22 protein-coding genes and 1 pseudogene are annotated in these 24,999 nt (G+C 68.8%); 14 read left to right on the top strand and 9 right to left on the bottom strand.

What is annotated here, in order from left to right; translation table 11 throughout:
- Positions 1-23: 23 nt before the first annotated feature.
- Positions 24-3,296 (bottom strand): arabinosyltransferase domain-containing protein, encoded by a 3,273-nt coding sequence (locus I1A62_RS15595; protein WP_219461212.1) that lies wholly within the window; start codon positions 3,294-3,296, stop codon positions 24-26.
- 124 nt (positions 3,297-3,420) lie between these two features.
- Between I1A62_RS15595 and I1A62_RS15590 the strand changes: the two genes are divergently transcribed.
- Positions 3,421-3,591 (top strand): hypothetical protein, encoded by a 171-nt coding sequence (locus I1A62_RS15590; RefSeq protein WP_192581710.1) that lies wholly within the window; start codon positions 3,421-3,423, stop codon positions 3,589-3,591.
- Between the two features lie 29 nt (positions 3,592-3,620).
- Here I1A62_RS15590 and I1A62_RS15585 read toward each other — a convergent pair whose 3' ends face one another.
- Positions 3,621-4,235, bottom strand: coding sequence for a DUF4232 domain-containing protein (locus I1A62_RS15585; protein ID WP_219459077.1), 615 nt, complete (start codon positions 4,233-4,235; stop codon positions 3,621-3,623).
- Positions 4,236-4,397: 162 nt separating this feature from the next.
- Between I1A62_RS15585 and I1A62_RS15580 the strand changes: the two genes are divergently transcribed.
- Positions 4,398-5,822 carry an aldehyde dehydrogenase family protein gene (locus I1A62_RS15580; RefSeq protein WP_219459076.1) on the top strand — a complete coding sequence of 475 codons (1,425 nt, stop codon included), beginning with the start codon at positions 4,398-4,400 and terminating at the stop codon, positions 5,820-5,822.
- Between the two features lie 161 nt (positions 5,823-5,983).
- Positions 5,984-6,781 carry an SDR family NAD(P)-dependent oxidoreductase gene (locus tag I1A62_RS15575; protein ID WP_206010293.1) on the top strand — a complete coding sequence of 266 codons (798 nt, stop codon included), beginning with the start codon at positions 5,984-5,986 and terminating at the stop codon, positions 6,779-6,781.
- Here the strand turns inward: I1A62_RS15575 and I1A62_RS15570 are convergent.
- The 3 genes from I1A62_RS15570 to I1A62_RS15560 form a co-directional block, all read right to left on the bottom strand.
- Positions 6,775-8,157, bottom strand: a complete 1,383-nt coding sequence (locus tag I1A62_RS15570; protein ID WP_124389739.1) for an FAD-dependent oxidoreductase — start codon at positions 8,155-8,157, stop codon at positions 6,775-6,777. The two genes, I1A62_RS15575 and I1A62_RS15570, sit on opposite strands and share 7 nt — an antisense overlap.
- 76 nt (positions 8,158-8,233) lie before the next feature.
- Positions 8,234-9,304: an LLM class flavin-dependent oxidoreductase gene (locus tag I1A62_RS15565; protein WP_219459075.1), complete on the bottom strand. Its 1,071-nt coding sequence runs from the start codon at positions 9,302-9,304 to the stop codon at positions 8,234-8,236.
- A gap of 1 nt (position 9,305) precedes the next feature.
- Positions 9,306-10,604, bottom strand: a complete 1,299-nt coding sequence (locus tag I1A62_RS15560; protein ID WP_124389737.1) for an O-acetylhomoserine aminocarboxypropyltransferase/cysteine synthase family protein — start codon at positions 10,602-10,604, stop codon at positions 9,306-9,308.
- Positions 10,605-10,801: 197 nt separating this feature from the next.
- Here I1A62_RS15560 and I1A62_RS15555 point away from each other — a divergent pair, with 197 nt between their 5' ends.
- The 8 genes from I1A62_RS15555 (at position 10,802) to I1A62_RS15520 (ending at position 19,570) form a co-directional block, all read left to right on the top strand.
- Positions 10,802-11,500, top strand: a complete 699-nt coding sequence (locus tag I1A62_RS15555; protein ID WP_219459074.1) for an alpha/beta hydrolase — start codon at positions 10,802-10,804, stop codon at positions 11,498-11,500.
- Between the two features lie 42 nt (positions 11,501-11,542).
- Positions 11,543-12,907, top strand: coding sequence for an aminotransferase class I/II-fold pyridoxal phosphate-dependent enzyme (locus I1A62_RS15550; RefSeq protein WP_219459073.1), 1,365 nt, complete (start codon positions 11,543-11,545; stop codon positions 12,905-12,907).
- 150 nt (positions 12,908-13,057) lie between these two features.
- Positions 13,058-14,449, top strand: a complete 1,392-nt coding sequence (locus I1A62_RS15545; RefSeq protein ID WP_124389734.1) for an LLM class flavin-dependent oxidoreductase — start codon at positions 13,058-13,060, stop codon at positions 14,447-14,449.
- A gap of 35 nt (positions 14,450-14,484) precedes the next feature.
- Positions 14,485-16,008: an ABC transporter substrate-binding protein gene (locus I1A62_RS15540; RefSeq protein ID WP_219459072.1), complete on the top strand. Its 1,524-nt coding sequence runs from the start codon at positions 14,485-14,487 to the stop codon at positions 16,006-16,008.
- Positions 16,005-17,030: an ABC transporter permease gene (locus tag I1A62_RS15535; protein WP_219459071.1), complete on the top strand. Its 1,026-nt coding sequence runs from the start codon at positions 16,005-16,007 to the stop codon at positions 17,028-17,030. The genes I1A62_RS15540 and I1A62_RS15535 overlap by 4 nt, the downstream gene beginning before the upstream one ends.
- 6 nt (positions 17,031-17,036) lie before the next feature.
- Entirely contained in the window at positions 17,037-17,894 is an 858-nt protein-coding gene (locus tag I1A62_RS15530; protein ID WP_219459070.1) for an ABC transporter permease, read from the top strand.
- Positions 17,884-18,750 (top strand): ABC transporter ATP-binding protein, encoded by an 867-nt coding sequence (locus I1A62_RS15525; RefSeq protein WP_219459069.1) that lies wholly within the window; start codon positions 17,884-17,886, stop codon positions 18,748-18,750. Before I1A62_RS15530 ends, I1A62_RS15525 begins: the two co-directional genes overlap by 11 nt.
- Positions 18,743-19,570: an ABC transporter ATP-binding protein gene (locus I1A62_RS15520; RefSeq protein WP_219459068.1), complete on the top strand. Its 828-nt coding sequence runs from the start codon at positions 18,743-18,745 to the stop codon at positions 19,568-19,570. The genes I1A62_RS15525 and I1A62_RS15520 overlap by 8 nt, the downstream gene beginning before the upstream one ends.
- A 41-nt stretch (positions 19,571-19,611) precedes the next feature.
- Here I1A62_RS15520 and I1A62_RS15515 read toward each other — a convergent pair whose 3' ends face one another.
- From I1A62_RS15515 to I1A62_RS15505, 3 genes and pseudogenes are all read right to left on the bottom strand, one after another.
- Positions 19,612-20,274: a methionine ABC transporter permease gene (locus I1A62_RS15515; protein WP_219459067.1), complete on the bottom strand. Its 663-nt coding sequence runs from the start codon at positions 20,272-20,274 to the stop codon at positions 19,612-19,614.
- Positions 20,271-21,293, bottom strand: a complete 1,023-nt coding sequence (locus I1A62_RS15510; protein WP_219459066.1) for a methionine ABC transporter ATP-binding protein — start codon at positions 21,291-21,293, stop codon at positions 20,271-20,273. The genes I1A62_RS15515 and I1A62_RS15510 overlap by 4 nt, the downstream gene beginning before the upstream one ends.
- Positions 21,294-22,037 (bottom strand): annotated as a pseudogene (locus I1A62_RS15505) (MetQ/NlpA family ABC transporter substrate-binding protein); the annotation flags it as partial.
- A gap of 184 nt (positions 22,038-22,221) precedes the next feature.
- On the opposite strand from I1A62_RS15505, the gene I1A62_RS15500 reads away from it, so the two are divergent.
- From I1A62_RS15500 to I1A62_RS15490, 3 genes are read left to right on the top strand one after another with little or no spacing between them, the layout of a single operon-like run.
- Positions 22,222-22,731, top strand: coding sequence for an NADPH-dependent FMN reductase (locus I1A62_RS15500; RefSeq protein WP_072944117.1), 510 nt, complete (start codon positions 22,222-22,224; stop codon positions 22,729-22,731).
- Positions 22,728-23,228 (top strand): flavin reductase family protein, encoded by a 501-nt coding sequence (locus I1A62_RS15495; RefSeq protein ID WP_124389724.1) that lies wholly within the window; start codon positions 22,728-22,730, stop codon positions 23,226-23,228. The genes I1A62_RS15500 and I1A62_RS15495 overlap by 4 nt, the downstream gene beginning before the upstream one ends.
- Before the next feature lie 9 nt (positions 23,229-23,237).
- The gene (locus tag I1A62_RS15490; RefSeq protein ID WP_219459065.1) at positions 23,238-23,975 is read left to right on the top strand and encodes a GNAT family N-acetyltransferase; all 738 of its coding nucleotides are present in this window, start codon (positions 23,238-23,240) and stop codon (positions 23,973-23,975) included.
- Between the two features lie 88 nt (positions 23,976-24,063).
- Here I1A62_RS15490 and I1A62_RS15485 read toward each other — a convergent pair whose 3' ends face one another.
- A complete protein-coding gene (locus I1A62_RS15485) occupies positions 24,064-24,897 on the bottom strand; it encodes an LLM class flavin-dependent oxidoreductase (protein WP_219459064.1) in 834 nt (277 codons plus the stop codon).
- Positions 24,898-24,999: the final 102 nt, after the last annotated feature.

Raw genomic sequence — 24,999 nt, 5'->3', positions numbered from 1 at the left:
CGGTGCGGGCGCGTCACCGACGCTCAATAGGCGGTGATGATCGGCGCCGGATTCCACAGTCCCGAACGCTGAGTCCGGGTGGTGTCGATCTCCGCGGCCGTCGCACGGGCGTCGAGGGGGGTGTATTGCTCCACGCCGCCCCAGTCGCGGTCCCAGTCGTTCTTCAGGTACGACGGTATGGTTCGGCTCGCCCGGGTCATCTCGATCCAGCCGAGGGGGCCGCCGCCGTACCGGTCCTGCCACAGGCTGGTCATGATCGCGCCGGGACGGTCCGGGAGGATCCGGTACTCGGGCGCTTCCGCGACACCGGCCCGGTGATCGAACGGCCGCTGGCACGGAAACGCAAGGCCCACAGCCCAGTCGATCATGACGGGCGATTCGGAGCCGATCACGTCGTTCAGTGTCTGCGTCCGCGGAACCCGCGGCGGTGTGACCGCCAGCCACTGCTGCGGATCGCTGTCCGTGTCCGACGCCACCAGCCGGATGACATCCGTATCGGCCGGCAGGGAATCGAGCGGAACACGCAGATTGCGCCACGACGGCGCCGGCCCGATGTCGATCGGCGTCACCCGTCCTGCCACCGCGACCGTGCCGTCCTGCTGCGCGGTGCCGTACTCCACCTCGAGGTTCTGGCCGTAGGTGACGACGCCGTCCGCGTCGACGGACCGGATGCGGCCCGCCGCGGCGATGGAGACGAGGTCACCCGCACCGGTATCCGATTCCGCACTCGGCAGTCGGTACCAACCGGTGGTCAGCGATGCGTCGCCGTCGCTGCCGTCACTGCCGAGGACCGGGGTGCTCGCGGGGTCGAGTCCGAACGGCAATGCCACGGCACTGCCGTTGACACCCACCGCGCCGGCGCCGCCACCGGTGCCCGCGGCGTTGCTCGACGCCGTCTGCTCGGTGTTGTCGGTCTTGACGGAGTTGGCGACACCCGCATCCGACGATTCCTCGTCGGCGCTCAGGTCTCCGGCGACACCGTTCGGGCTGAAGCCGGCGCTGCCGGTGCCCGCGAAAGTGGTCGCCGCGTCACCGGACAGCGGTTGCAGCAGTGACGCGTTGGGATCGGTTTCGAGCAGGACGTCGTTGGCCAGGCCGCACGGCGCGCCGGTGACGGCGTCGACGTTGGAGCGGGCGAGGGAGAACGCCGGGTACTGCGCAACCGCGCCCTTCGCCATCGACAGCACCTCGAACAGCACCATCGCGGCGGCCGCCACCGTCAGCGGCGGGAGCGCCCACAACCGGCGTCGTCGCACGGAGTCGCCCCGCGTGTAGGGCTCGCGGAAGTAGCACCACGCCGCGATCAGCAGCATCACCAGGGTGGCGCCGAGCAGGATCGTGCCCGCACCGAGGCCGCCGATCGACACCGGCTTGTCCCACCACGGGACGCTGTAACTGGACACGTACCACCACCCGTTGGTGCTGGTGAAACACATCGCCAGCAGGAACAGCACGGCGGCCGCGAACAGGGCGCGGTTGCGCGGCGAGCGCACCACGGAGGTGCTCACCGCCACCGACGCCAGCACGGCGAGCGACCCGGCGAGACCCGCGTAGATGCCGAAGTGGTGCGTCCACTTGGTGGGCGTGAACATCATCAGGCCCATCGCAGCGAGCGTGATGCCGATGAGCCGCCGCGACGGTCCCGTCGCCGTCCCGGGAATCCGGCCGCCCTTGCGCAGCATCACGAGCACCGTCACCGCCAGGCACAGCACCATCACGAACACACCGAACCGGCGCGACAGTGAACCGTCGACGGAGATGTTCAGCAGGTACTGGTAGCGGAGGTACTCGTCGAACCAGGGGACGTTGGGGCCGATGGCGTGCACGTGCTGCATCTCCATCACGGCGGCGAGGGTCTGATCGGCGAACACCGCCACCAGGATCACGGTCCCCGACGCGACGAGCGGCGCGAGCAGTGCCGGATAGCCCACAGTCTTGGCCCGCGCGATCACGATCTGCAGGATCGGCCGGGCGCCGGCGACGAGGGCGCCGAAGCAGATCAACCCGGACGGGCCCGCGGTCAGTGTGGCCGCACCGACCAGGATCGCCACCGCGGCGGGCAGCAGCCGACGGGTCGCGACGGCGCGTTCCACCGAACACCACGTGAGCAGCACGCCCACCGCGACGATCGGTTCGGGCCGCAGGCCGTTGTTGTAGGGGAGCCAGAACGCGAGGAACACCAGCCCGCCCGTCCACAGCGCGAGCCGGTTGCCCCGGACGGCGGCACCGAGTCGCGGTGCGACCTCCCGGCTGATCACCAGCCACGCGACGATGCCGGCGAGCAGCGCGGGCAGACGCACGAACGGGCTGGCCGGGGTGATGTTCGCCAGCACCGCGAGGAGGTCGTAATAGGGCGACCCGAACGGCGCCTCGGGGACGCCGTACCAGCGGAAGTAGTTGGCCATGTAGCCCGCGGCCTCGGACGTGCGGGCCATGTTGAACTGGTAGCCGTCGTCGGAGGTGGAGGCGCCGATGAAATGCCACAGCACCAGCGTGCCGAGGACGACGGCGTCGACGGCCCCGAACGACCACCAGCGGGTGGGCAGGAATCGCCGGGCCCGGCGACCGTCCACGTTGTCGAGACGGTGCAGCGCCACCAGCGCCAGAATCGTGGCCAGCGCACCCACCACCATCGCCACGAACTTGATCGTCGACGGCGTCGACGAGAACCGGCTGTCGATCTGCGCGGTCACCTGCAGTCCGTCGGGCACCGGCCCGTCGAGGTCGCTGAAGATGCCCACCATCTGCGGGCGGAGGTCACCGTCGACGACGGTCGGGGCGTCCTGGCCTGCCGTCACGAATCCGGCGGTGGTCCGCGTCGAATCCGAGGACACCACGAGCGTGCAATCGGCGGGTAGCCCGTCGAGCGGTGACGACAGCAGCACCTGGTTCCGCAGCACCACCTCGACGCCGGCGGGACCGTCCGCGGTCGCCGGATTCACCTTGGCGACCAGTCCGTACCTCGCGGCGTCGGCGGCGCCCGCGGGGGCGGTGGAGGTCAGTAGCCCGCCGCGGCCGGCGAGTTCGCCGACCGTCGAACAGGGGATTCGCACGTCGAGGCTCAGCGGAGCGTAGGAGACGAGCGGGGCCTCGACGCTTCCGGTGCTGCCGTTCTGCGGCCAGGTGAGGGTCGCGCTGTCCTGCTCGACCGGAAGGAACGGGAGCGACAACGTGAGCAGCACGCCGAAGAGGGACGCGACGATGGCGAGGAGACGGGCGGAGCGGACCGACTGACCGAGAGGAGACGACTGCGGCGGGGTCCCGATCGGCGACTCGTCCGAGTCGTCTCTGGACACATTCGCCGATTCCAGCCTGCTGTCAGTCACGACGTCGGATAGTACCCATCCGCGCCGATGGTGAGCGAAGGCAAGGAACAGCCCTGGTGGGAGGGTTTCCGGCTCCGGATGATCACATGAGGAGGTGTCTCATGATCCTCACCCGGCGCCCCGGCCGGGTGAGGAGATGATGGTGATGCCGCGGGCCGCGGCGGTGCCGAACCTCGGAATGCACTTCGCGGATGATCTCGAACATGCCTCCGCCCTCCTCCTGCGCGACCACGACTATCCCGACCGTAGGTCGGGCCCCGGGTGAGCCGATTCACCCGGCGCGGGTGAACAAGGTCACCCCGTGACGGGCTGCACCGACAGCTGCTTCACGCCGCTCTGCGAACAGCCGGTCGTGGGGTAGGGGAGGAAAACCGACCCGGTGTCGTTCGGCGGATACACCCGGAATCCGGCGACCGGTGTGGGGCCGCACGTGTCGGCGGGATAGTTCTGCACCACCGTGGCACGCACCGCGGCGGTGGCCCGCGCGCCCGGAGCGACCGTCACGGGAGTCTCCGTTCCGCCGTCCCTCTCGGCCGCCGCACCCACCTGCGGGCCGTCCGGTGCCGCGACGTACGACACCCCGGGGTATCCGTGGAGGATGCAGTCGCGGGTGCCGGTGTTGGTGAAGACGAGCGGGATCTCCTGCGATCCGGCGGCCCCGCTGGGCTCTCCGAGCGTCACCTGCAGTTCGCCGATCGGGCAGCGGTCGGGGTGCGGAGTGGTCGTCCCGGTCGGCGACGGCGCGGTGGTGATGGTCGTGGTGGCCGCCTCCGAAGTCGTCGAGGTGAGGCCGCCGGGCGAGGATTCGGCGGTCCCCGACTCGTCCGCCGAGCCACACGCCGAGGCGGTGAGTGCGACGGTGATCCCGAGTGCTCCGAGAAGGGTGCGTGCCGGTGACTGCGTGCGCATCTGATCGCTCCTCCTGCTGACTGTGCGGCGTACGTCGATGGTCCGCGATCGGTGCCGTCCCAGTGGGCGGTTCGGGGAGATCGCATTCGCCCCGAATCGGCGGGCTCCGGTCGTAGGCTGCGGGCGCAGCGTTTCCACGACACTTTCACTGGAGGCATACCGATGAGCGAAGTTCTGGACCGGACCAAGATCTACATCGACGGATCCTGGGTCGATTCGCAGGGGACGGGCCGGATCGATGTGGTCAACCCGGCCACGGAGGACGTCATCGCCGTGGTCGCCGAGGGCACCCCCGACGACGTCGATCGCGCCGCGAAGGCCGCGCGGGCAGCCTTCCCCGCATGGTCCGCGCTCAGCGGCACGGAACGCGGCGAGTACCTCCGGAAGGCGGCCGCCCTGATCAAGGAGCGCCTCGACGACTTCACCGCCCTGGTGTCCCGCGACATGGGCATGCCGCTGGGATTCGCGAAGCCCATCCAGATCGGGATGCCCCTCGCGAACCTCGCCGCGTTCGCCGAACTGGCTGCCACCTACGACTTCGACGCCCACGAGGTGGGCAACTCGCTGATCGTGCGCGAACCCATCGGTGTCGTCGGCGCGATCACCCCGTGGAACTTCCCGCTCCACCAGGTGGTGCTGAAGGTCGGCGGTGCGCTGGCCGCGGGCTGCACCGTGGTGCTCAAGCCGACCGAGGTCGCGCCGCTCGCCACCTACGCGCTCGCCGACATCTTCGACGAAATCGGTCTGCCCGCAGGCGTGTTCAACCTCGTCAGCGGATTCGGGCCAGTCGTGGGTGAGGCGATCGCCGGCCACCCCGAGGTGGACATGGTCTCGTTCACCGGCTCCACCCGGGCGGGCAAGAGGGTCGCGGTGGTCGCCGCCGAGACGGTGAAGAAGGTGGCACTCGAACTCGGCGGCAAGTCCGCCAACGTCATTCTCGACGACGCCGACCTGACGAAGGCGGTCACCGACGGGGTGGCCAAGTGTTTCCTCAACTCCGGCCAGACCTGTTCGGCGCTCACCCGGATGCTGGTCCCCGCGGACAAGGTGGACGAGGCCTCCGCCATCGCGGCGCAGGTCGCGCAGAACTACTCGGTCGGCGATCCGACGGCCGCGACGTCGGTGCTCGGGCCGCTGGTGAACTCGAACCAGCTCGAGCGGGTCCGCGGGTACATCGAACAGGGCATCGCGGAAGGTGCGCGCGCCGTCCTCGACGGCCGGGAGACCGGACAGGACTCCGGCTACTTCGTCGGCCCCACCGTGTTCTCCGGCGTCACCGAGGACATGACCATCGCCAAGGAGGAGATCTTCGGTCCCGTCCTGTCCATCATCGGATACCGCGACGAGGAGGACGCGGTGCGGATCGCCAACGCGACGGAGTACGGGCTCGCCGCCGGCGTCTGGTCCGGCGACCAGGAGCGGGCCGACCGCGTCGCACGGCAGCTGCGCGCGGGCCAGGTCGAGGTGAACGGCGGGGCGTTCAACACCAACGCCCCGTTCGGCGGGTACAAGCAGTCGGGCATCGGTCGCGAGGCCGGGGTCCTCGGTTTCGAGGAGTTCCTGGAGATCAAGTCGATCCAGCGGTAGGCGGCTTCGCCACCCGTGCGTGGTTAGCGAGTCTCTGGACTCGTCAACCACGCACGGGCGCGGAGCGCAATTGGCCTCACGCTGAACCGAATCCGTGACTCTGTAGCGTCGTGGTCCTACCCTCGAATCGAGGGGTGGACAGCGGAGATGAGGAGAACACAATGGATCTCGGTCTGAGCGGCAAGCGGGCCGTCGTCACCGGCGGCAGCCGCGGAATCGGTTTCGCGATCGCGCGCAGCCTCGCGTCGGAGGGGGTCGACGTGGTGCTCGCGGCCAGGGGCGCCGAGGCGCTGGAACTGGCGGCGAAGACGCTGTCGCAGCAGACCGGCCGTCGGGTCATCGGGGTACCCACCGACACCGGCGACGACAAGTCGGTGGGCGCCCTCGTCCAGCGAACCGTCGACGAACTCGGCGGCGTCGACATTCTGGTGAACGCCGCGGCCACACCGTGGAGTGCGGGCAAGCCGAGCGACTTCGCGTCCACCACCGACGACGTGGTCCGCGACGAGTTCGAGATCAAGGTGCTCGGCTATCTGCGCACCGCCCGCGCGGTGGCACCGCACCTGGTCGAGCAGGGGTGGGGGCGGATCATCAACATCAGCGGGCTCGGTGCACGCCAGGCCAACTCCATCGCGCAGACCGTCCGGAACGTCGGGGTGTCGGCGCTGACGAAGAACCTCGCCGACGAACTCGGACCGCACGGCGTCAACGTCACCGTGGTGCATCCGGGACTGACGCGGACCGAACGACTTGTCGATCGGCTGACGGAGCAGTCCGAGGCGGAAGGGGTGCCTGTTGCCGAACTGGAGTCGCGGCTGGCGACCAATTCGATCCACCGGCTGATCGACGCGAGCGAGGTCGCGGACGTCGTCACGTTCCTGGCGTCGCCGCGCAGTGTCGGGATCACCGGCGACGCGGTGGCCGTCGGCGGGGGTGCGCCGGGCGCCGTCTACTACTGAGCGCGGGCGGGGGACAGCACGCCGTCGCGCTGGGTCACTTCCAGCGCGGCGCGTTCGCCGGAGCGGACAGCGCCGTCGACCCATCCGCACATCACGGACGAACTCTCCGTGCCCGCCCAGTGAATGCGACCGCACGGTTCACGGAGGGCGTGGCCGAACTGGGTGAGTACTCCCGTCGGCGCATGACTGAGCATGCCGCCGCCGGAGTACCGCTCGACGCTCCAGTTCTGCTCGACGTAGTCGACGGGGGAGGCAGCCCGGGTTCCGAACCTCGCGGTCAACTCCCCGAGCACCGCCGTCTTCCGCTCCGCTTCCGGCAGCGTCCCCAACTTGCGGGCGATCGGCCCCTCGACGATCACGCACAGAACTCCGGGACGTCCGGTGTCGGTGCACGCGTCGATGGTGATCGTCGCGGGGGAGTCGGGTGCCGCCGACTGCCCCGACAATCCGTCGGCGCGCCAGAAGGGTTCGTCGTAGACGACGGCGATCTTCATGACGGCGCCGCTCGGCATCCTCTGGTGCAGGAACGACCGATCCATCGGGAGCAGGGGCTCGTAGAGGATCTGGCTCGCGATCGCGAGAGGCACCGCGACGATCGCTCGCCGCGCCCGCACGGCCAGGTCCGCGGAGCGGACGGTCACGCCGTCGCCGTCCTGCGCGATGTCCCGGACGGGTTGCGACAGGTGGAGTGCGTCGCCGATCTCGGCTGCCATCGGACGGTAGATCGCTCCCATCCCGCCGACCGGCCGCGCATCCTCGGCCGCGTCCTTCACGCCGAGAACGAAACCGGGACCGCCGCCGGACGCCATCTGATACAGCACGAACAGCATCGACACCTCGGACGCGGCGGACGTGTAGCAACCGGCGACGGCGGTCTCGAGAAGGTCGTGGGCAGGCTTGGACAACGTGTTGCCGCCGAGCCATTTCGCGAGACTGATCGCGTCCCACTTCGCGGCCTTCTTCGCCTCCCACGGCGCCTCGAGCGGGATCGTCTTGCACATCTGGCCGAGTTCGAAGAACACGGCGCCGAGATTCGCCGTGGCCCAGGGACTCATCGTCAGGGGAATCGTGCCCTTGTACCGGTATTGCTTGCCGTCGACGACCATCATGGCTTCGCCGTCGGTGTACTGCTTGTACGTCTCGACGCCGAATTCGTCGATCAGGGCGTAGATCCGGTCCTGTCCCGGCCCGATCCACGCGCCGCCCCGATCGATCCACGACCCGTCGTCGCGGGTCTCGGTGAACGTGCGCCCGCCGATCCGGTCACGGGCCTCCATCAGCGCGACCGTGTGGCCGGCCTGTTTCAGGCGCAGCGCCGCCGTCAGTCCGGCGAATCCGGCTCCTACGACGCAATAGTCGACTTCGATGTCTGCCATGACGAATCCCCTCGCGCTCTTTCGATCCTTACTCGCGGCGAGGGGTCCGGTCAAGGGCAACACCCGTGAGTACTTGTTAACCGCCGGCGGTTAACAAGTACTCACGGGTGGGGACCAGCGGGAACACCTGCTCGGCGATGCGCTCGAGTTCCTCGTGCGCGGGAGAGCACTGGATGAGCAGCAGGGTGAGGCCGGCGTCCTGGTAGGCGCGGATCTTCTCGGCGACCTGTTCGGGTGTGCCGACGAGGTCGGGGCGCAGACCACGCGTGCCGACGGAGTATTCGCGCCGGGACAGTTCGACGTCGAGTTCGGAGTTCTTCACGAACTCCTCGAACGACGCGTACCCGGGCGAGTGGGGGTCGACGGTGGTGATGCGTTCGAGTTCGGCGCGGGCCTCGGCTTCGGTGTCGCGCACGATGATATAGGTGGACATGCCGAATTCGGCCATGTCCCGCTGGTGGATTCGCTGCGACCGTGCGTTCATGTCGGCGATCTTCGTGCGCACCTCGTCGACGGTGCCGCCGTGCAGGACGTACGAGTCGGCGAAGGTCGCGATGGATTCGCGGCCGCTCTCGCTCTCCCCGCCCGCGAAGACCGGTGGATGGACTGCGGGTTTCGGCGACAGGATCGAGTCGCGCACGCTGAAGTGCTCGCCCTGGTAGGTGAACGGGGTGTGTTCCCAGAGTCCGCGGAGGACGTCGACGAATTCGGTGGCCTGCCGGTATCGCTCGTCGTGCCGGGTGAACGCGCCGCCGTACTGCCGGGCTTCTTCCTCCCACCATGCGGCGACGACGTTGAGCGCGAACCGTGCCGCACCGGCGTCGGTGGTGCCGGCGATGTCGGTGATGGTGGCGGATTCCTTCGCGGTGACGGCCGGCAGGTGGAATCCGGGTCGCACCGCCGTCATCACCCGGAGCTGTTCGGTGACCGCGAGGATCGCCGACGACAGCGACCAGGCCTCGAGGCTGGGCGCGTCGACGCCCTTGCGATCGTTGAGGTAGAGCTCGGGGACGAGGGTGGTGTGGTATCCGAGCCGGTCGGCGAGTTGCGACAGCTGTTTGACGTAGTCCCAGGTGGCGGGCATGCCTTCGTCGCCGAGGTTGCGCAGGAAGCCGCCGTAGATGGGCGTCCAGTAGCCGAAATGCATGTCATTCCTCCGTGATGGCGTCGAGCGACGCGCGCAGATCGTCGACGAGATCTTCCAGGTTTTCCAGTCCGACGGACAGTCGGACGGTGCGGTAGCCGAATCCGGCGTCGCGGAGTTGCGTGTCGTCGAGGTGGCTGTGCGTGGTGGTGGCGGGGTGCACCACCAGCGAGCGGGCGTCGCCGATGTTGGCGACGATGGCGAACAGTTGCAGCGAGTCGACGAACTTCGCGACCTTCGAGTCGTCGACGGCGAGATCGAAGGAGAACACCGAGCCGGCGCCCCGCGGTAGATACCGGCGGGCGGCGTCGTGCCACCGGTTGTGCGGCAGGCCCGGGTAGTTGACCTTCGCGACCGCGGGATGACCGTCCAGGAATTGGGCGATGGCCAGCGCCGAGCCGACCTGCCGCTCGAGCCGCAGGTCCAGCGTCTCCAGCCCCTGCAGCAGCTGGAACGAATTGAACGGCGACAGTGCGGGTCCGAGGTCGTGGACGACCTTCGTCTTCGCGTACACCAGGTACGCGCTCCGGTCGCGACCGAACTCGTCCCACAGCACGAGGTCGCCGATCCGCGGGTACGGCTCGGTGAACTGGGTCCACCGCCGCGGCTCCGCGCCGAAGTCGAACGTGCCGAGGTCGACGATCACCCCGCCCAGCGACGTTCCGTGCCCGCCGATGAATTTGGTGGCCGAGTACACGGCGATGTCGGCGCCGAAGTCTTTGGGGCGGAGCAGGTACGGGGTGGCGATCGTGTTGTCGACGATCAGCGGGACCCCGGCCTGATGTGCGATGTCGGCGACGGCCCGGACGTCGAGGACGGAGGCGACGGGGTTGCCGATCGTCTCGGCGAAGAAGGCCCGGGTCTCGGGGCGGGCGGCCGCACGCCAGGCGTCGAGGTCGTCCTGGTCGACGAGGGTGACGTCGATCCCGAAGTCCGCGAACGTGTCGGTGAGCAGGTCGACCGTGCCGCCGTACAGTTGCCGCGCCGCGACGATGTGCTGCCCCGACTTGGCGAGCGTGAGGAGGGCGACCGCGACGGCGGACTGCCCGGACCCGGTGGCCAGCGCGGCGACGCCGCCGTCGAGGTCGGCGAGGCGCTGCTCGAGCACGGCCTGGGTGGGGTTCCCGGTGCGGCTGTACAGATTTCCCTTGCGGCGCAGGGAAAAGATGTCCCGCGCCTGGTCGAAGCTGCCGAAGTCGTAGGCAACCGATTGGTAGATCGGGGGGATCGCGGTGTTCTGCGGCGTGCCGGGCTGATAGCCGGTGCGGACCTGCCGGGTCGCGAACCCTGTGGTCTCGGGCATCGGTGTGCCTGTCCCTTCGTCGATACTCTTGTTTGGCCGGGGTCGATCACAAACGAATATGTTCGGAACAAAACACGAAGTGCGACGAGAAGACACGCGTTTTGTTCTGCTCGAGCATTACTCTTGTTCCACCGCGCGCGGGTGAGTCAGGGTGACGCAGTCAATCCTGCGAACAACCACCCCGAGTGAGGTAATCAGTGGACATCGACTGGCTGGAACCCGAAGCGACCGCGCGTGGCTCGGTGATCGTCGTCGCCGGCCGAGGTGAGCATGCTCACGTGTACCGCAGGTTCGCCCGGCGGATCGCGTTCGACGGTTACCGCGTCGCGGTGGTGGAGAACGATCCCGCCGCGGCCGCTCGGGTGATCGCCGACGCCGAGTCCGGTCTCCCGCTCACCGTCGTCGGGTCGGACAGTGGCGCGCTCACCGCGCTCGACCTCGCCGCCACCCAATCGGCCGTGTCCGGGGTCGTGGCCGCCGGTCTCCTCGTCGCGGGCACCGACGCCGTCACCGGAGGGTGGGACGGCGAACTCGAGATCCGCTCCGCGTGTCCGGTGCACCGGAGTGTCCTGGCCGCGGACGGCGCGCTCGACCGCGGCACGCTCGGCGCGGAGGCGCCGGTCGCCACGGCGGATTCGCTGACCCACGTGCAGGTTCCCGTCCTCGTCGTCCACGGCGGCGCCGACGTCCTGAGCCCGGTGGCGGACGTCCTCGCCGTCACGTCCGCGTTGCCGGGCGCCCGCGTGGTCGTCGTCAACGACGGTAGGCACGACATTCTCAACGACGTGTCCCACCGGTCCGTCGCCGCCGAGATCGTGCAGTTCCTCGAGCGTCTGCGACTGCCCGGCACGCCCGACGTCCTCCTCCGCGACCCGGCGGGCGCACTCGCGCAATGACCCGGGCGGGGCCGGTGGTGATTGTCGATCGAAGGGGTGTGGATGTCAGCGGTGCTGGAGTCGGAGACGATTGCTCCGGAGTGGTTGCTCGAACGAATCGACGGCCGCACCACGGAACTCGCCGATGCCGTCGCCGACCTCATCCGGTCGGGTGAGCTGAGCCCCGGCGACCGCCTGCCGACCGTCCGCGCACTCGCGAAAGCGACCCACCTCAGCGTCGGTGCGATCGTCACCGCGTGGGGCCGGTTGCAGGAGCAGGGTTTCGTGCAGACCCGCCGCCGCGGCGGCACCGTGGTTCTCCCGCCGCTCGACAGTGTGCCCGAGCGCGGCATCCCCGACTGGCGCGGCGTCGACCTGGCGCAGAACGCGCCCGACCTGGCGCTGCAGCCGTCCCTGTCCGACGCTTTGTTGTCCAGCCTGGACGCCGAGACGTTGAATGTGTTCGGGCGGGAACTGATGACCGAGCGGCTGCGCAACGCCGTCGCTCCGGGGTGGCCGTTCGAACCGGAGGCCTGGGCGACCGCGGGTGGTGGCACCGAGGCGCTGCTGCTGGCGGTGGAGGCGGCGGCGCCGCCCGGGTCCCGGGTGGCGGTCGACGAGCCCCTCGGCCCGGGGGTGCTCGACACCCTCCGCGATCTGGGTCTGGACGCGGTCGGCGTCGGCGCCGACCGCGCCGGTCCCCGGCCGGACGCGCTCGACGAGGCCCTGACGGCCGGTGCGGTCGCGTTCGTGTTCCAGCCCGGGGCGCCGTTCGCCGTCGACCACGCGGTCAGCGCGCAGCGCACCCGCGAACTCGCCGACGTGCTGCGACGGCATCCGGCGGTGTGGGTGGTCGAGGACGACTCGATCGGACCGCTCGAACCGGAGCAACCGCCGTCGCTGGGATGTGAACTGCCGCAACGTGTCGTCCGGATCCGCAGCTACTGCAAGGCGTACGGGATCGATGTGCGGACCTCCGTCCTCGGCGGCTCCCGTGAATTGATCGAGAAGGCCATGAAGGTGCGCAGTCACGGCGTCGGCTCGAACAGCCGGATCCTGCAGAACGCCCTCGCCCACCTGATCGGCAGCGCCGACGCCGAACACGCGGTCACGGCGGCACACGAACGCTACGCCGCGCGGCGCACGACGCTGCTCGAGGCCCTGATCGACCGTGGTATCGAGGCTTTCGCGGGCCCGCACAGTCTGGTCGTGTGGGTGACGGTGTCGGACGAGACAGCGGCGCTGGTCGCGTTGGCGCGGCAGGGCATCTCGGTGGGGGCGGGATCGCGGTCGTTCGTGCGGTCACCCGCACGCCAGCTCCTGCGCCTGTCGGCCACCCAGTTGCCCGACGACGCCGAGCTGATCGGGCAGCTCGCCGACGTCGTCGCGGCGGCTGTCGCGGAGTCGTCGCGGGAGTTCTTCGACTGATCGGACTTTGTTCGGCAGCACTGCGGGACATACGAAATATGTTTTGAAACATCGAGAATTTAATACTCTGCACGCGTCTGTTTGCTCCATACACTTCAACGCGGCGTGCCGAGGCAGGTGCCTGACGGCGGACGACGAAGGAGCGAGAACATGACGAGACGGCAACTGAAATTGGGAGCTGTCCTCACCCCCACGGGTGGTCCCGGGCACCCGTACACCTGGCTGGATCCGGAGATCCCCGGCGACGCCAGCGTCGACATCGACTGGTACATCGAGTACGCGCGTCTCGCGGAGCAGGCGCGGTTCGACCTCGTGTTCATCGTCGACAGCCAGTTCATCACCCCTGACTCGCCCCCGCACTACCTGAACCGGCTCGAGCCGCTGACGCTGCTCTCGGCGCTCGCCGTGGCCACCGAGCACATCGGACTCGTCGGCACCCTGACCACGTCGTTCAACCAGCCGTTCAACCTCGCGCGACGGTTCGCGTCCCTCGACCTGATCAGCCGCGGCCGCGCAGGCTGGAACGTCGTCACCAGTGGCGACTCCGGCACCGCCGGAAACTACGGCCTCGAGGAGCATTACGACTACGCCACCCGCTACGGCCGGGCACTCGAACACGTCGAGATCGTCAAGGCGCTGTGGGATTCGTACGAGGACGACGCGTTTCCGCGCGACCGGGACGCCCGCCGCTTCCTCGATTCGGACAAGCTGCACACCCTCGACCACCGGGGCGAGCATTTCTCGGTGGTCGGCCCGCTCAACATCGAACGCTCACCGCAGGGACAGCCGGTGATCTTCCAGGCCGGCGACTCCGACCAGGGCCGCGACCTCGGAGCGCGCATCGCAGACGGGATCTTCACCCACGCACCAAGTTTCGAGGCGGGAGCGGCGTTCTACGCGGACATCAAGACCCGCGCCGCGGCGTACGGGCGCGCCCCCGAGGACATCGTGGTCCTGCCGGGCGTCACCGTCACCGTGGGCGACACCGACGCCGACGCCCGTGAGATCGAACGCACGACCCAGCTGGCGGACAACGACTTCGGCAGGTCCCTGCGGGAACTCGGCCGCCCCTTCGGCTGGCACGACTTCCAGCAGTACGACCTCGACGCGCCGTTCCCCACCGAGGCCTTGCAGCACGCCGAGCGGAGTTTCTACACGCAGGCGAAGAAGATCACCGACCTCGCCGTCGGCCGCGGGCTGACGCTGCGGCAGACCGTCGAGGCGCTCAGCGCGCCGAAGACGTCGCCGTTCACCGGCAGCGCCGAGACCGTCGCGAACGAACTGCAGCGCTGGCTCGACGGTCACGCCCTCGACGGCATCAACATCCACATCGGGCACCCGGCGCAGTTCCGCCGATTCGTCGACGAGGTGCTGCCGATCCTGCGCGAGCGCGGGGTGGTCCGGGAGGACTACGAGCAGGACACCCTGCGCGGCAACCTCGGTCTGCCCTTCGCGGAGAACCGGTACACCCGTGCGCGGCGTGAGGGAATCGATCCCGCCCCGCTGCCCGGCACCACCGCGTCGCTGTCCGCGAGCGTCTGAATCACCACCCCCCTTTGCATGGTCAGGAGCACCCAGTGAGCAAGAAGAGCCGGCGGATCGCCGGCGCCGTAGTACTCGGAGTGATCGTCGGTCTCGTCGCCACAGCATGCGGCGGTGGCAGCAGCTCGAACGGCGCCGAGGTCAAGTGGGCGTTCAACCTCCCCACATCCTGGGACCCGGTGACGAGCCGGACCGGAAACGACATCAATACCATCAGCCTCGCGTATGCGTCGCTGACCCGGCTCGACGCAGAGGGCAACGTCGAACCGTCGCTCGCCGAGAGCTGGAAGTACAACGCCGACGGCACCGCGGTGACATTCAGCCTGCGTGACGGTCTTACCTTCTCCGACGGGACCACCCTCGACTCGCAGGCGGTGAAGGCGTTCTTCGACCGGGGCAAGACCCAGGACGATTCGTTCCTGCGCGATCAGCTCGCCGGCGTCACGGAGGTCACGGCCGACAGCGCCACCGACGTCACGCTGCACCTGGCCGACGCCGACTACCAGATCCCGTACCTGGTGGCCGGGCGCACCGGCGCGATCGCCAGCCCGACGGCGGCCGCCGACCCGCAGAAGCTCAGCGTGTGGCCGGTCGGGGCCGGTCCGTTCACGATCACCGATTTCGTCGCCGAGGATCACGCCTACTTCGAGAAGAACCCGAACTACTGGGACGCCGAGAACATCCACATCGACCACTTCGAACTCAGCGTCGCCCCGGACCCGGCCACCCTCGTCGCCGGTGTCCAGTCCGGCTCCATCGACTTCGCGACGCTGCCTGCGTTGCAGTCCAAGGAAGCCGAGGCCGCCGGTCTCGACGTGACCGTGAAGCCGTCGCTCGCCGCGAACGACGTGTCCATCAACCTCAACAAGGCGCCATTCGACAACCCGAAGATCGTCGAGGCGTTCCGCTACGCATTCGACCGCCAGGCGTTCGTCGACGTCGTCACGAACGGGCTGGGGAGCACCACCAGCCAGCCGTTCCCCGACGGGTACCTCGCGTTCAACCCGGAGATCGAGAAGCTCTGGAACTACGACCCCGACAGGGCATCTCGTCTCCTCACCGAGGCGGGCTACGCACCCGGACAGTTGTCGATCGAGATCACGGCGCAATCGGCGGCCACCAACCGCGCGGAACTCGTGCAGTCGCAGTTGAAGAAGATCGGCGTCGAGTCCACGATCAAGGTGGTCCCGCCCGGTTCGTCGACGTGGCAGAGCGAGGTCTACATCGCGAAGAACCCGCAACTGGCCACGGACGGCACCATCGGACGTGAATCCCCGGTGCAGAACCTGCTCGCCGTCTACGGTCCGGAAGGCATCATGAACCTCAGCGGCCCGCACGCGTCGCCGGAGTTCACCGCCGCACTCGACGCCGTGCGCCGCACCCCGCTCGAGGACCCGGAATACAAGCCGCGGTTGTGGCAGGCCGTCAAGGTCGGTGTCGAGCAGTCGCCGACGAACTACCTCTTCAGCAACCCGTGGATCATCGTGTCCAACCCGGATCTGAAGAACCTCAACATCCTGCCGTCCCAGGTTCGCTGGGAAGGCGTCACGGTCTCGTGACCACCGCAGACATCGAGGCCGCAGGCACCGGGAGGGCATTCGCTCTCCCGGTGCCTGCGGGCGCGCTCGGCACGGCGGCGCGGGTCGTGCTCGGCACCGTGCTGATCGTGGTCCCGGTCTTCCTGTTCTCCACCCTGATCACGTTCCTGCTCGGTGCGGCCAGCGGGCTGAATCCGGCCGCCGGCATCGCCGGTGACGCCGCGACCCCTGAGACGATCGCCCGGATCAACGCCGAGTTCGGGCTGGACAAGCCGGTCTGGCAGCAGTACGTCGACTGGATGTCGAGCATGCTGAGCGGCGACCTCGGTGTCTCGTGGTTCAGCAAGATCCCGGTCAGCGAGTTGATCGGTGAGCGGCTCGCCGTCAGCGCCTCCATCGCCGGTGTCGCGCTGGTGATCGGACTCGTCCTCGGTGTCGGGCTCGGGGTGCTCGCCGCCGTCTACAAGGGCAGCCTGCTCGACCGGGCGATCACCGCCTACACGTCGGTGGCCTCGACGCTGCCGCCGTTCGTCGTCTCCATCGGGCTGATCCTCGTCTTGAGCGTCGGGTTGCACTGGCTGCCGTCGGCCGGGTACGTCCCGCCGGACGAGAACTTCGGCCGCTGGCTGTCGCTGATCATCATGCCCGCGATCGCGCTGAGCATGGACGTCGTCGCCGACATCGCGCGGCAACTCCGCACCGGACTGGTCGCGGAACTGGATCAGAACTACGTCACCGGCGCGGTGGTGCGGGGCATCGGTCCGTCACGGATCTTGTTCGTGCACGCCCTGCGCAACGGCAGCGGCCCCGCGCTGTCGATCCTGGGCATGAAGATCCCCACGCTCATCGGTGGCGCCGTCGTGATGGAGACCATGTTCTCGATGCCCGGCTTCGGTCGCCTCGCCGCCGATTCCGCGCTGCGGGGGGACGTTCCGATCGTTCAGGGAACGCTCGTCGTGGCGATCGTGTTCGTGCTGTTCTGCAACATCGTCGTCAACATCGCCCAGAGCGTCCTGCAGCCGGCCACCCAGCGGAGAGACTGACATCCCATGCTCACAGCAATTCTGCGCTATCACTCTGCTCGCGCCGCGGTGATCGTCCTCGGGCTGATCGTGGTGCTCGCGGTCTTCGGGCCCGTTCTCGCGCCGTTCGACCCGCTCGCGCAGGACACGGCGGCAATCCTGCAGGGCCCGAGTGGAACTCATTGGCTCGGCACGGACAACGTCGGGCGGGACGTGTTCAGCCGGTTGCTGGCCGGTTCGACCGTGTCGGTGCTGTCCGCGCTGCAATGCGTCGTGGTCGGATTCCTCCTCGGCGTGATCCCGGGCTTCCTGTCGGTGTATCTCGGGCGCAGCGTGGAATGGTTCACGCTCCGGCTGATGGATGCTCTCATCACGCTGCCGTTCCTCGTGTTCGCCGTCGCGATGACCGCGCTGCTCGGAAACGGACTCGCGCAGGCGATGTTCGCCGTCGGCATCCTCATCGCGCCCGCGTTCTACCGGGTCACGCGCGCCGCGGCGCTGACCGTGGCCAACTCCCAGTTCGTCGAGGCCGCCGAACTGATGGGCGCCGACACGTCCTGGATCATCCGCCGTCACGCGGTGCGCAAGGTGCTGCCCGCGGTCGGGGTGACGTTCGCCGCGATGACCGGGGCCAGCCTCGTCATCGTGTCTTCGCTGACCTTCCTCGGGATCGGCGTCGTCCCGCCGGACCCCACCTGGGGCGGACTCCTCGCCAGCGGATTGCAGTACCTCTACCAGGTTCCGTTCGGTCCCGTCGTCCCCGCGCTGCTGATCGTGGCGACCGTGTGGGCGCTCAATGCCATCGCCGACGCACTGCGGGACGCGACCGGCCGACCCACACGACGCGCCCCCAGGAAAGAGGAGGTCACCTCGGATGTCCACTGACACAATCGATGCCACTTCGGCGCGGGAGACCACGCGCCCCCGCAGGCCGGTGCTCACCGTCAGCGATCTACGGATCGCCCTCGACGACGGAACCGAACTGGTCCGCGGCGTCGACTTCTCCCTCGCACCCGGGGAAGCGCTCGGGATCGTCGGCGAATCGGGAAGCGGAAAATCGCTGACCTGCCGCGCCATCCTCGGAATCCTGCCCGGCGGAATCGACGTCACCGCAGGCTCGATCGACTTCGACGGCATCGAACTCACCGACCTCGGGCGCAAACAGTGGCGACCCCTGCGCGGCACCCGCGTCGCCGCCGTGTTCCAGGACCCGGCGTCCTACCTGAACCCGTCCATCCGCGTGGGCGAACAACTCGCCGAGGCACTCCGGTCCACACTCGGGCTGTCCCGCGCCGACGCCCGGCGGCGCGGGCTCGAACTGTTCCGGAAGATGGGGCTGACCGACGCGGACACCGTGTACCGCCAGTACCCGCACGAATTGTCCGGGGGAATGCTTCAGCGGGTGCTCATCGCGATCGCGGTGTCCGCGGAACCGGAACTCCTGATCGCGGACGAGGCGACCACCGCCCTGGACGTCACCGTTCAAGCCGAGGTCCTCGACCTGCTCGAGGACCTGCGCGAAGAACTGGGCCTCGCCCTCGTCCTGGTCTCGCACGACCTGGCCGTCGTCGCTCAGGTCTGCGATAGCGTGATCGTGATGCGGGACGGCGCCGTCGTCGAGTCCGGGCGAGCAGAGGACCTGCTCACCGCGCCGCGGCACGAGTACACCCGCCAACTCGTCGACAACCATCGCGAATACGGCCTCGAGTCGTTCACCGGGCAGGAGGCCGCTCGTGTCTGAGCCGTTGCTGCGCATGACCGATGTCCGGGTGGAGCGGGGGCCCCGCGGTGCCCGCAAGCAAATTCTGCACTGCGTCGACCTGACGATCGACGCCGGCGAGAAGGTCGGTCTGATCGGCGAAAGCGGCTCCGGGAAAACGACACTGGCCCGCACGGTTCTCGGGCTGATCACCCCGACGGCCGGATCGATCGAGATCGGTGACCAGCGCGTCGACGACCTGCCCGCCGCGCAACGCCGGGCGCACCGGCGGACGGGGACCGTCCAGTACGTGTTCCAGGACCCGCTGCTGAGCCTCGACCCGGACATTCCGGTGGGCGAGTCGATCGCCGAGGGGCTGATCGTGCGCGGCGGGCTGGACCGCGACGTCGTGCGGTCGAAGGTCGCGGCGGTGCTGAGCAGTGTCGGACTCGACGCCGGCATCGCGGTCCGGATCCCCGCGGAACTGTCGGGTGGGCAGCGTCAGCGGATCGCGATCGCACGGGCCCTGGTGCTGGATCCGGCGCTGCTGCTGCTCGACGAACCGGTGAGCGCCCTCGACTCGGTCAACCGCATCCAGATCCTGAAACTGCTCACCGAACTCGGGCATTCGCGGCAACTCGCTCAGCTGTTCATCTCCCACGACCTGGGAGCCGTTGCCGCGCTGGTCGACCGGATCGTCGTGCTGTACCGCGGCAACATCGTCGAGGACGGACCGACCTACCAGGTGATCTCCGATCCTCAGCACCCCTACACCGCGCTCCTCGTCGGATCGGCGCCCAAGTTGAGTGGTGGCGCCGTGACTCGTGAGCGTCGCCGGGAGTTGAGGCTCCGCCTCCCGTGAGTACTTGTTAACCGCCGGCGGTTAACAAGTACTCACGGGGGCTAGCGGCGCAACGCCTTTCGCGCCTCCCAGTTGCCGAAGAACTGGGAGGCCTGGACGAGCAGGATGATGACGAGTGTGGCGACGAGGGTCACCTGCCAGTCGAAGCGCTGGTAGCCGTAGACGAGCGCGAAGTCGCCGAGCCCGCCGCCGCCGATGGTGCCCGCCATCGCGGACATGTCGACGATGCCGATGAAGACGAACGTATAGCCGAGGATCAGCGGGCCCAGGGCTTCCGGGATCAGCAGGGTGACGATGATCCGCAGGGGACCGGCACCCATCGCGCGGGCCGCCTCGATCACCCCGGGATCGACGGTCACCAGGTTCTGTTCCACGATGCGGGCGATGGCGAACGACGACGCGATGATCATCACGAAGATCGCCGCCTCGGTGCCGATGGTCCGGCCGACGACGGCGAGGGTGACGGGCCCCAGCGCGGCGAGCAGGATGATGAACGGAATCGGCCGCACGATGTTCACCAGGACGTTCAGCACCGTGTGGGCGACCGTGTTCTGGAGGATCCCGCCCTTCCGGGTGGCGTACAGCAGCGTGCCCACCACGAGCCCGATCAGCCCGCCGACCACCAGTGTGATCAGCACCATGTAGATGGTGGTGCCGATGGATTCGAACAGCACGGGGCGCAGTTTGTCCCAGTTCGTGGTCATGCCGGTACTTCCTCGACGTCGGTGACGGCCCGCAACCGGCGGATCACGTCGCCGACGCCGTCGTCCGGGCCGACGAGTTCGAGCGTGAGACTGCCGAACGAGCGGTCCTGCAGGGTGGTGATGCCGCCGTAGACGATCTCGAAGCGGACGCCGTGCCCGCCGGCGTCGGAGAGGACGTCGCCGATGCGGCTGCCGTCCCGCACGTCGGCGGTGACGATCCGGCCGCCGAAGCGTGCGCGGAGCCGGCCCAGGTCGGCGGCGTCGGGGCGGTTGCGCAGGATCGTGCTGACGAAACTCTTCGACGCCGGCGTCTGCGGTTCCGAGAAGACGTCGAACACGGTGCCGAGTTCCACGACGCGGCCCTCCGCGAGGACGGCGACGCGATCGGCGACGGTCCGCACGACGTCCATTTCGTGCGTGATCACCACGATCGTGACGCCGAGTTCCCGGTTGACCTTGCGGAGTAGGCGGAGGACGTCCCGCGTGGTCTCCGGGTCCAGGGCGCTGGTGGACTCGTCGGCGAGCAGCAGGTCCGGCGACGTCGCGAGCGCCCGGGCGATCCCGACTCGCTGCTTCTGCCCGACGGACAGCTGGTCGGGGTAGGCCCGCGCCTTGTCGGACAGGCCGACGAACGCGAGCAGTTCGGCGACGCGTTCGCGGCGCTTCTGCCGCGGCCAGCCCGCCACGACGAGAGGGTAGGCCACGTTCCCGGCGACGGTGCGGGAGCGGAACAGGTTGAACTGCTGGAAGATCATGCCGATCTTCGCGCGCACGTGCCGGAGTTTCGATTCCGGCAGCGCGGTGATGTCGACGTCGTCGACGACGATGCGCCCACCGGTGGGTCGTTCCAGGCCGTTGATCAGCCGGACCAGCGTGCTCTTCCCGGCGCCCGAGTAGCCGATGACGCCGAAGATCTCACCTCGTTCGATGGTGAGATCGACGTCGTCGACGGCGGTGTGGGTCTGCTTTCCGGCTTGGAAGGTCTTGGTGACGGATTCGAATCGGACGATCGGTGCCATCTACTTCGCCGAACGAAATCCCTCTTCGACCCGCGACAGGATCTGCTCGAGCTGGGCACCGTCGCGCTCGACCTCGACGGACGTTCCCTTCGACTCCTCCCGCACGGCGGCCTGGATCTCGGGGTCGTGCCAGATCTTCACGAGTTCGAGGTACGTCGCGTTGTCCTTGTCCTCCGCGCGGGTGACGAACGTGTTGATGTACGGCTCGGCGGCGGGGCTCGACGGGTCGTCCTTGTAGAGAGCCGATGCGGGGTCGATGCCCGAACGCTCGAGGAACGTGTTGTTGACGATCGCGCCGTCGACGGAGGCGAGCGACAGCGCCGTCTGAGCGGCGTCGACGGGGGTCACCTTCACCTTGGACGCGTTCGCGTCGATGTCGGCCGGGGTGGGGGACGGGTTGTCGCCGGTCAGCGTGAGCAGGCCTGCGCCCTTCAGCACGAACAGGGCCCGGGCCTGGTTGCTGGGGTCGTTGGGGATGGTGATCTCCCCGCCCCGGGGAATGTCGGCCCGGCTCTGGTGCTTCTGCGAGTACAGGCCGAGGGGCACGATCTGGGTGGCGCCGATCGGGGTGAGGTCGTCGTCGGCGCCGGTGTTGTACTCGCCGAGGAACTCCAGGTGCTGGAAGTGGTTGGCGTCGATCTGACCCTGCGACAGGGCGATGTTCGGCTGCGAGTAGTCGGAGAAGTTCACGACGTCGAGCGTGATGCCCGCGTCCTTCGCCTTGTCCTCGAAGATCTCCCACGATCGATCGACTGACCACGGAGTGTGGCCGCTGACAACCTAGCCCGTTCCGTCGTCGCGGGGAATGGTTTCGATCGGTGTGATTCGAATACGGCTCTGCCGACTTGTGTTCCTGCCCTGCATTATTCGACCGCGACCGCAGAGTGCTCTAGGGTGGCGGGGTACGCATGCGAGAGGTGATGAAGCAATGAAGGTAACGGTAGTGGCCGGCAACCCCAAGCCCGGTTCACGGACGCTGGACGCGGCCGGTCTGGTCGCGGCCGCTGTCACGGGCGCCGCCGTGGATTCCACGGTCGACGTGATCGAGCTCGGCCCGGGACTGCTCGGGTGGGGCGACGAGAAGGTCGCTGCGGCGGTGGAGACCGTCGCGTCGTCGGATCTCGTGGTGTTCGCCAGCCCCACGTTCAAGGCGTCGTACACGGGCGTGCTGAAACTGTTCCTCGACCAGTTCGCGACCGGCGACGGACTGAAGGACGTCGTGGTGGTGCCGCTGATGCTCGGGGCCGGGCCCGCGCACGCCATGGCACCGGACCTGCTGCTCAAGCCGGTGCTCGTCGAACTGGGCGCGACGGCCCCCGCGCCGGGCCTTTACCTCATCGATACCGCGTACACGACCGACACACGCATCGCCGACTACGCCGAGCGGTGGGGTTCGATCCTCACCGCGGCGGCCCGGACACGGACGGAACTCTCATGACACAGGCTGACGGCACGGTGGACAAGGCTTCGCTGCGGGAGGCGTTCGGGCATTTCCCGAGCGGTGTCGTCGCCGTCTGCGCCGAGGTCGACGGTGAGCGCATCGGGATGGCGGCGAGCACGTTCGTTCCCGTGTCGCTGGAGCCGCCGCTGGTCGCGTTCTGCGTGCAGAACACGTCCACGACGTGGCCGAAGCTCGCGGACCTCGAGCATGTCGGGATCAGCGTCCTCGGGGAGGCGCACGACGCGGCCGCCCGGGTCCTCGCCGCGAAGACCGGTGACCGGTTCGCCGGCCTCGACACCGAGACCACCGACGGCGGTGCGTTGTTCATCGACGGCGCGTCGGTGTGGCTCGACACCACCGTCACCCAGCAGGTGCCCGCGGGCGATCACGCGATCGTGGTCCTGCGGATCAACGAGCTGCGGGTGCAATCGGAGATCGAACCGATCGTGTTCCACCGCAGCCGGTTCCGCTGGCTCCGCACCGTCGCGTCGTAACCGAGTGCGATGACCACGGAATTGACGGCCCCGGCCGAGACGGACGTCCATCCTCTGGACGACGCGATTCGTGAATCCCTGCGCGGCGAGCACGCGCACTTCGCCCGGTGGGCGGGCAGGATGGCGCGGTACCACCCGGACGTCGCGCCGCACGTCGGCCACCCGGACACCCTGGTGGACGAGGACTGGACGGACCTGGCGGCACTGCTCGGCCCGTCGGCGACGGCCGCGCTCCGCGGATTCGGTCACACGCCGCCGCCTGGCTGGGAGGTCCTGGACACGTTCGGCCTGGTCCAGATGGACGGCACCGCGCTGGACGTCGCGCCGGACCCGGACACCGAAGTCCTCGGCGCAGAAAATGTTCCGGAGATCCTCGGTCTGATCGGCCGCACCCGGCCCGGACCGTACCTGCCGCGGACCATCGAAATGGGGACCTACCTCGGGTTCCGGGTCGATGGCGAACTCGTCGCCATGGCGGGAGAGCGGCTGCACCCGCCCGGCTGGACCGAGATCAGCGCGGTCTGCACCGACGAGCGTTTCCGGGGCCGCGGATTCGGTGCCCGGCTCGTCCGCGCCGTCGGAGCCGGCATCCGCGCCCGCGGGGAGACGCCGTTCCTGCATGCCGCGCAGTCGAACACGACGGCGATCCGGCTGTACGAGAGCCTGGGCTTCACCCTCCGTCGGCAATCCGCCCTCACCGTCGTCCGGACACCCGCGCAGGCGGCTCCGCCGCCCGTGCGTGGTTAACGAGTCTCTGGACTCGCTAACCACTCACGGGGCGCGAAGCGCCCTCCGCGCAATCGACTTGATCAGAAGGTACGGCTCACTATCCGGGCTACACCGGACGGCGGTGGGCTGGGGAAGGCGCCGGATCGGGCAGCCGCAGCGTCGCCCGGAGCGACCGCTGCCGGTACCCGCGGGGCCTGGACGGCTTCGACCATGCGGAGAAGCCTGCGTCGAGGTCGGTGACGGTCGCGATGTGACCGTCCACCCCGGTGGCGTCGGGATCGTCGACGACGAACAGCAGGGCGCGCTCACGCACGGCCGGGCCGTACCGGTCGACGTCGCCGCCGGCCAGCACGATGATGTCGGAAACCTCGGCGGCGGAGACGATGTCGTCACCCTCCTGCGCCCACCACGCGACGGGAATCTTCTGCTGCGGCGGTGTAGGAACCTTGAGGGGGCCGGCGAGGTCGAAGATTCCCTTGTGGTCCGCGTACGCGATGCGGCCGGAATCGGCGAAGCCCGCGTCGCCCGGGCGTCCACGGATCGTGTCGGCCGGCCAGTGCTCCCGCAGCAGGTTGCCCGGCGCCGTCCGGTCCTCCACCCCGGTGAGCCAGCCGACGCGGCCGCGGCTGGTGTGATCGAGCGAGGCCAGGCGGCGGGCCAGGTTGTACGGGTGGTCGAGGTGGGGAACGGCGGTGACGAACACGCCGACGTCGGCCGTCGCTGCGATCAGCGCCGCGGCGGACACGCTGGGGGACAGGGCCGCGGTGGGCGGGGGAGCCGTCCGCGACACCCGTTCGACGCCGACGAGGACGAAGTCCGCCCCGGTACGGTCGACGAACGCGGCGAGTTCGTCGACCCGGCCACGGCGGATGGCGTCGACGAGCACGTGCTCAACGAGCGCGAGTCCGTGGAAGGTCCTGCTCCGCTGGATCACACTCATCGGGGGTCTCCCGTTCTCGGTTCGAGGGTCGGCTGTCGTGGTGTCAAGGGATATTTCCTGAGAAGACGGGGGAGGATACGGGTCGTACGTCCACGACCGAGC

The organism is Rhodococcus sp. USK10 (genome assembly GCF_019378875.1).
Classification (GTDB): domain Bacteria; phylum Actinomycetota; class Actinomycetes; order Mycobacteriales; family Mycobacteriaceae; genus Rhodococcus_F; species Rhodococcus_F pseudokoreensis.
This window is presented reverse-complemented; position numbering and strand designations above follow the sequence as displayed.

Excerpts from the sequence above, each read along its gene's own strand:
- I1A62_RS15585 (WP_219459077.1), bottom strand. The coding sequence starts at position 4,235 with ATGCGCACGCAGTCACCGGCACGCACCCTTCTCGGAGCACTCGGGATC.
- I1A62_RS15530 (WP_219459070.1), top strand. The coding sequence starts at position 17,037 with ATGCTCACAGCAATTCTGCGCTATCACTCTGCTCGCGCCGCGGTGATC.
- I1A62_RS15575 (WP_206010293.1), top strand. The coding sequence starts at position 5,984 with ATGGATCTCGGTCTGAGCGGCAAGCGGGCCGTCGTCACCGGCGGCAGC.
- I1A62_RS15570 (WP_124389739.1), bottom strand. The coding sequence starts at position 8,157 with ATGGCAGACATCGAAGTCGACTATTGCGTCGTAGGAGCCGGATTCGCC.
- I1A62_RS15565 (WP_219459075.1), bottom strand. The coding sequence starts at position 9,304 with ATGCATTTCGGCTACTGGACGCCCATCTACGGCGGCTTCCTGCGCAAC.
- I1A62_RS15550 (WP_219459073.1), top strand. The coding sequence starts at position 11,543 with ATGTCAGCGGTGCTGGAGTCGGAGACGATTGCTCCGGAGTGGTTGCTC.
- I1A62_RS15515 (WP_219459067.1), bottom strand. The coding sequence starts at position 20,274 with ATGACCACGAACTGGGACAAACTGCGCCCCGTGCTGTTCGAATCCATC.
- I1A62_RS15495 (WP_124389724.1), top strand. The coding sequence starts at position 22,728 with ATGACACAGGCTGACGGCACGGTGGACAAGGCTTCGCTGCGGGAGGCG.
- I1A62_RS15510 (WP_219459066.1), bottom strand. The coding sequence starts at position 21,293 with ATGGCACCGATCGTCCGATTCGAATCCGTCACCAAGACCTTCCAAGCC.
- I1A62_RS15580 (WP_219459076.1), top strand. The coding sequence starts at position 4,398 with ATGAGCGAAGTTCTGGACCGGACCAAGATCTACATCGACGGATCCTGG.
- I1A62_RS15525 (WP_219459069.1), top strand. The coding sequence starts at position 17,884 with ATGTCCACTGACACAATCGATGCCACTTCGGCGCGGGAGACCACGCGC.
- I1A62_RS15545 (WP_124389734.1), top strand. The coding sequence starts at position 13,058 with ATGACGAGACGGCAACTGAAATTGGGAGCTGTCCTCACCCCCACGGGT.
- I1A62_RS15485 (WP_219459064.1), bottom strand. The coding sequence starts at position 24,897 with ATGAGTGTGATCCAGCGGAGCAGGACCTTCCACGGACTCGCGCTCGTT.
- I1A62_RS15490 (WP_219459065.1), top strand. The coding sequence starts at position 23,238 with ATGACCACGGAATTGACGGCCCCGGCCGAGACGGACGTCCATCCTCTG.
- I1A62_RS15560 (WP_124389737.1), bottom strand. The coding sequence starts at position 10,604 with ATGCCCGAGACCACAGGGTTCGCGACCCGGCAGGTCCGCACCGGCTAT.
- I1A62_RS15500 (WP_072944117.1), top strand. The coding sequence starts at position 22,222 with ATGAAGGTAACGGTAGTGGCCGGCAACCCCAAGCCCGGTTCACGGACG.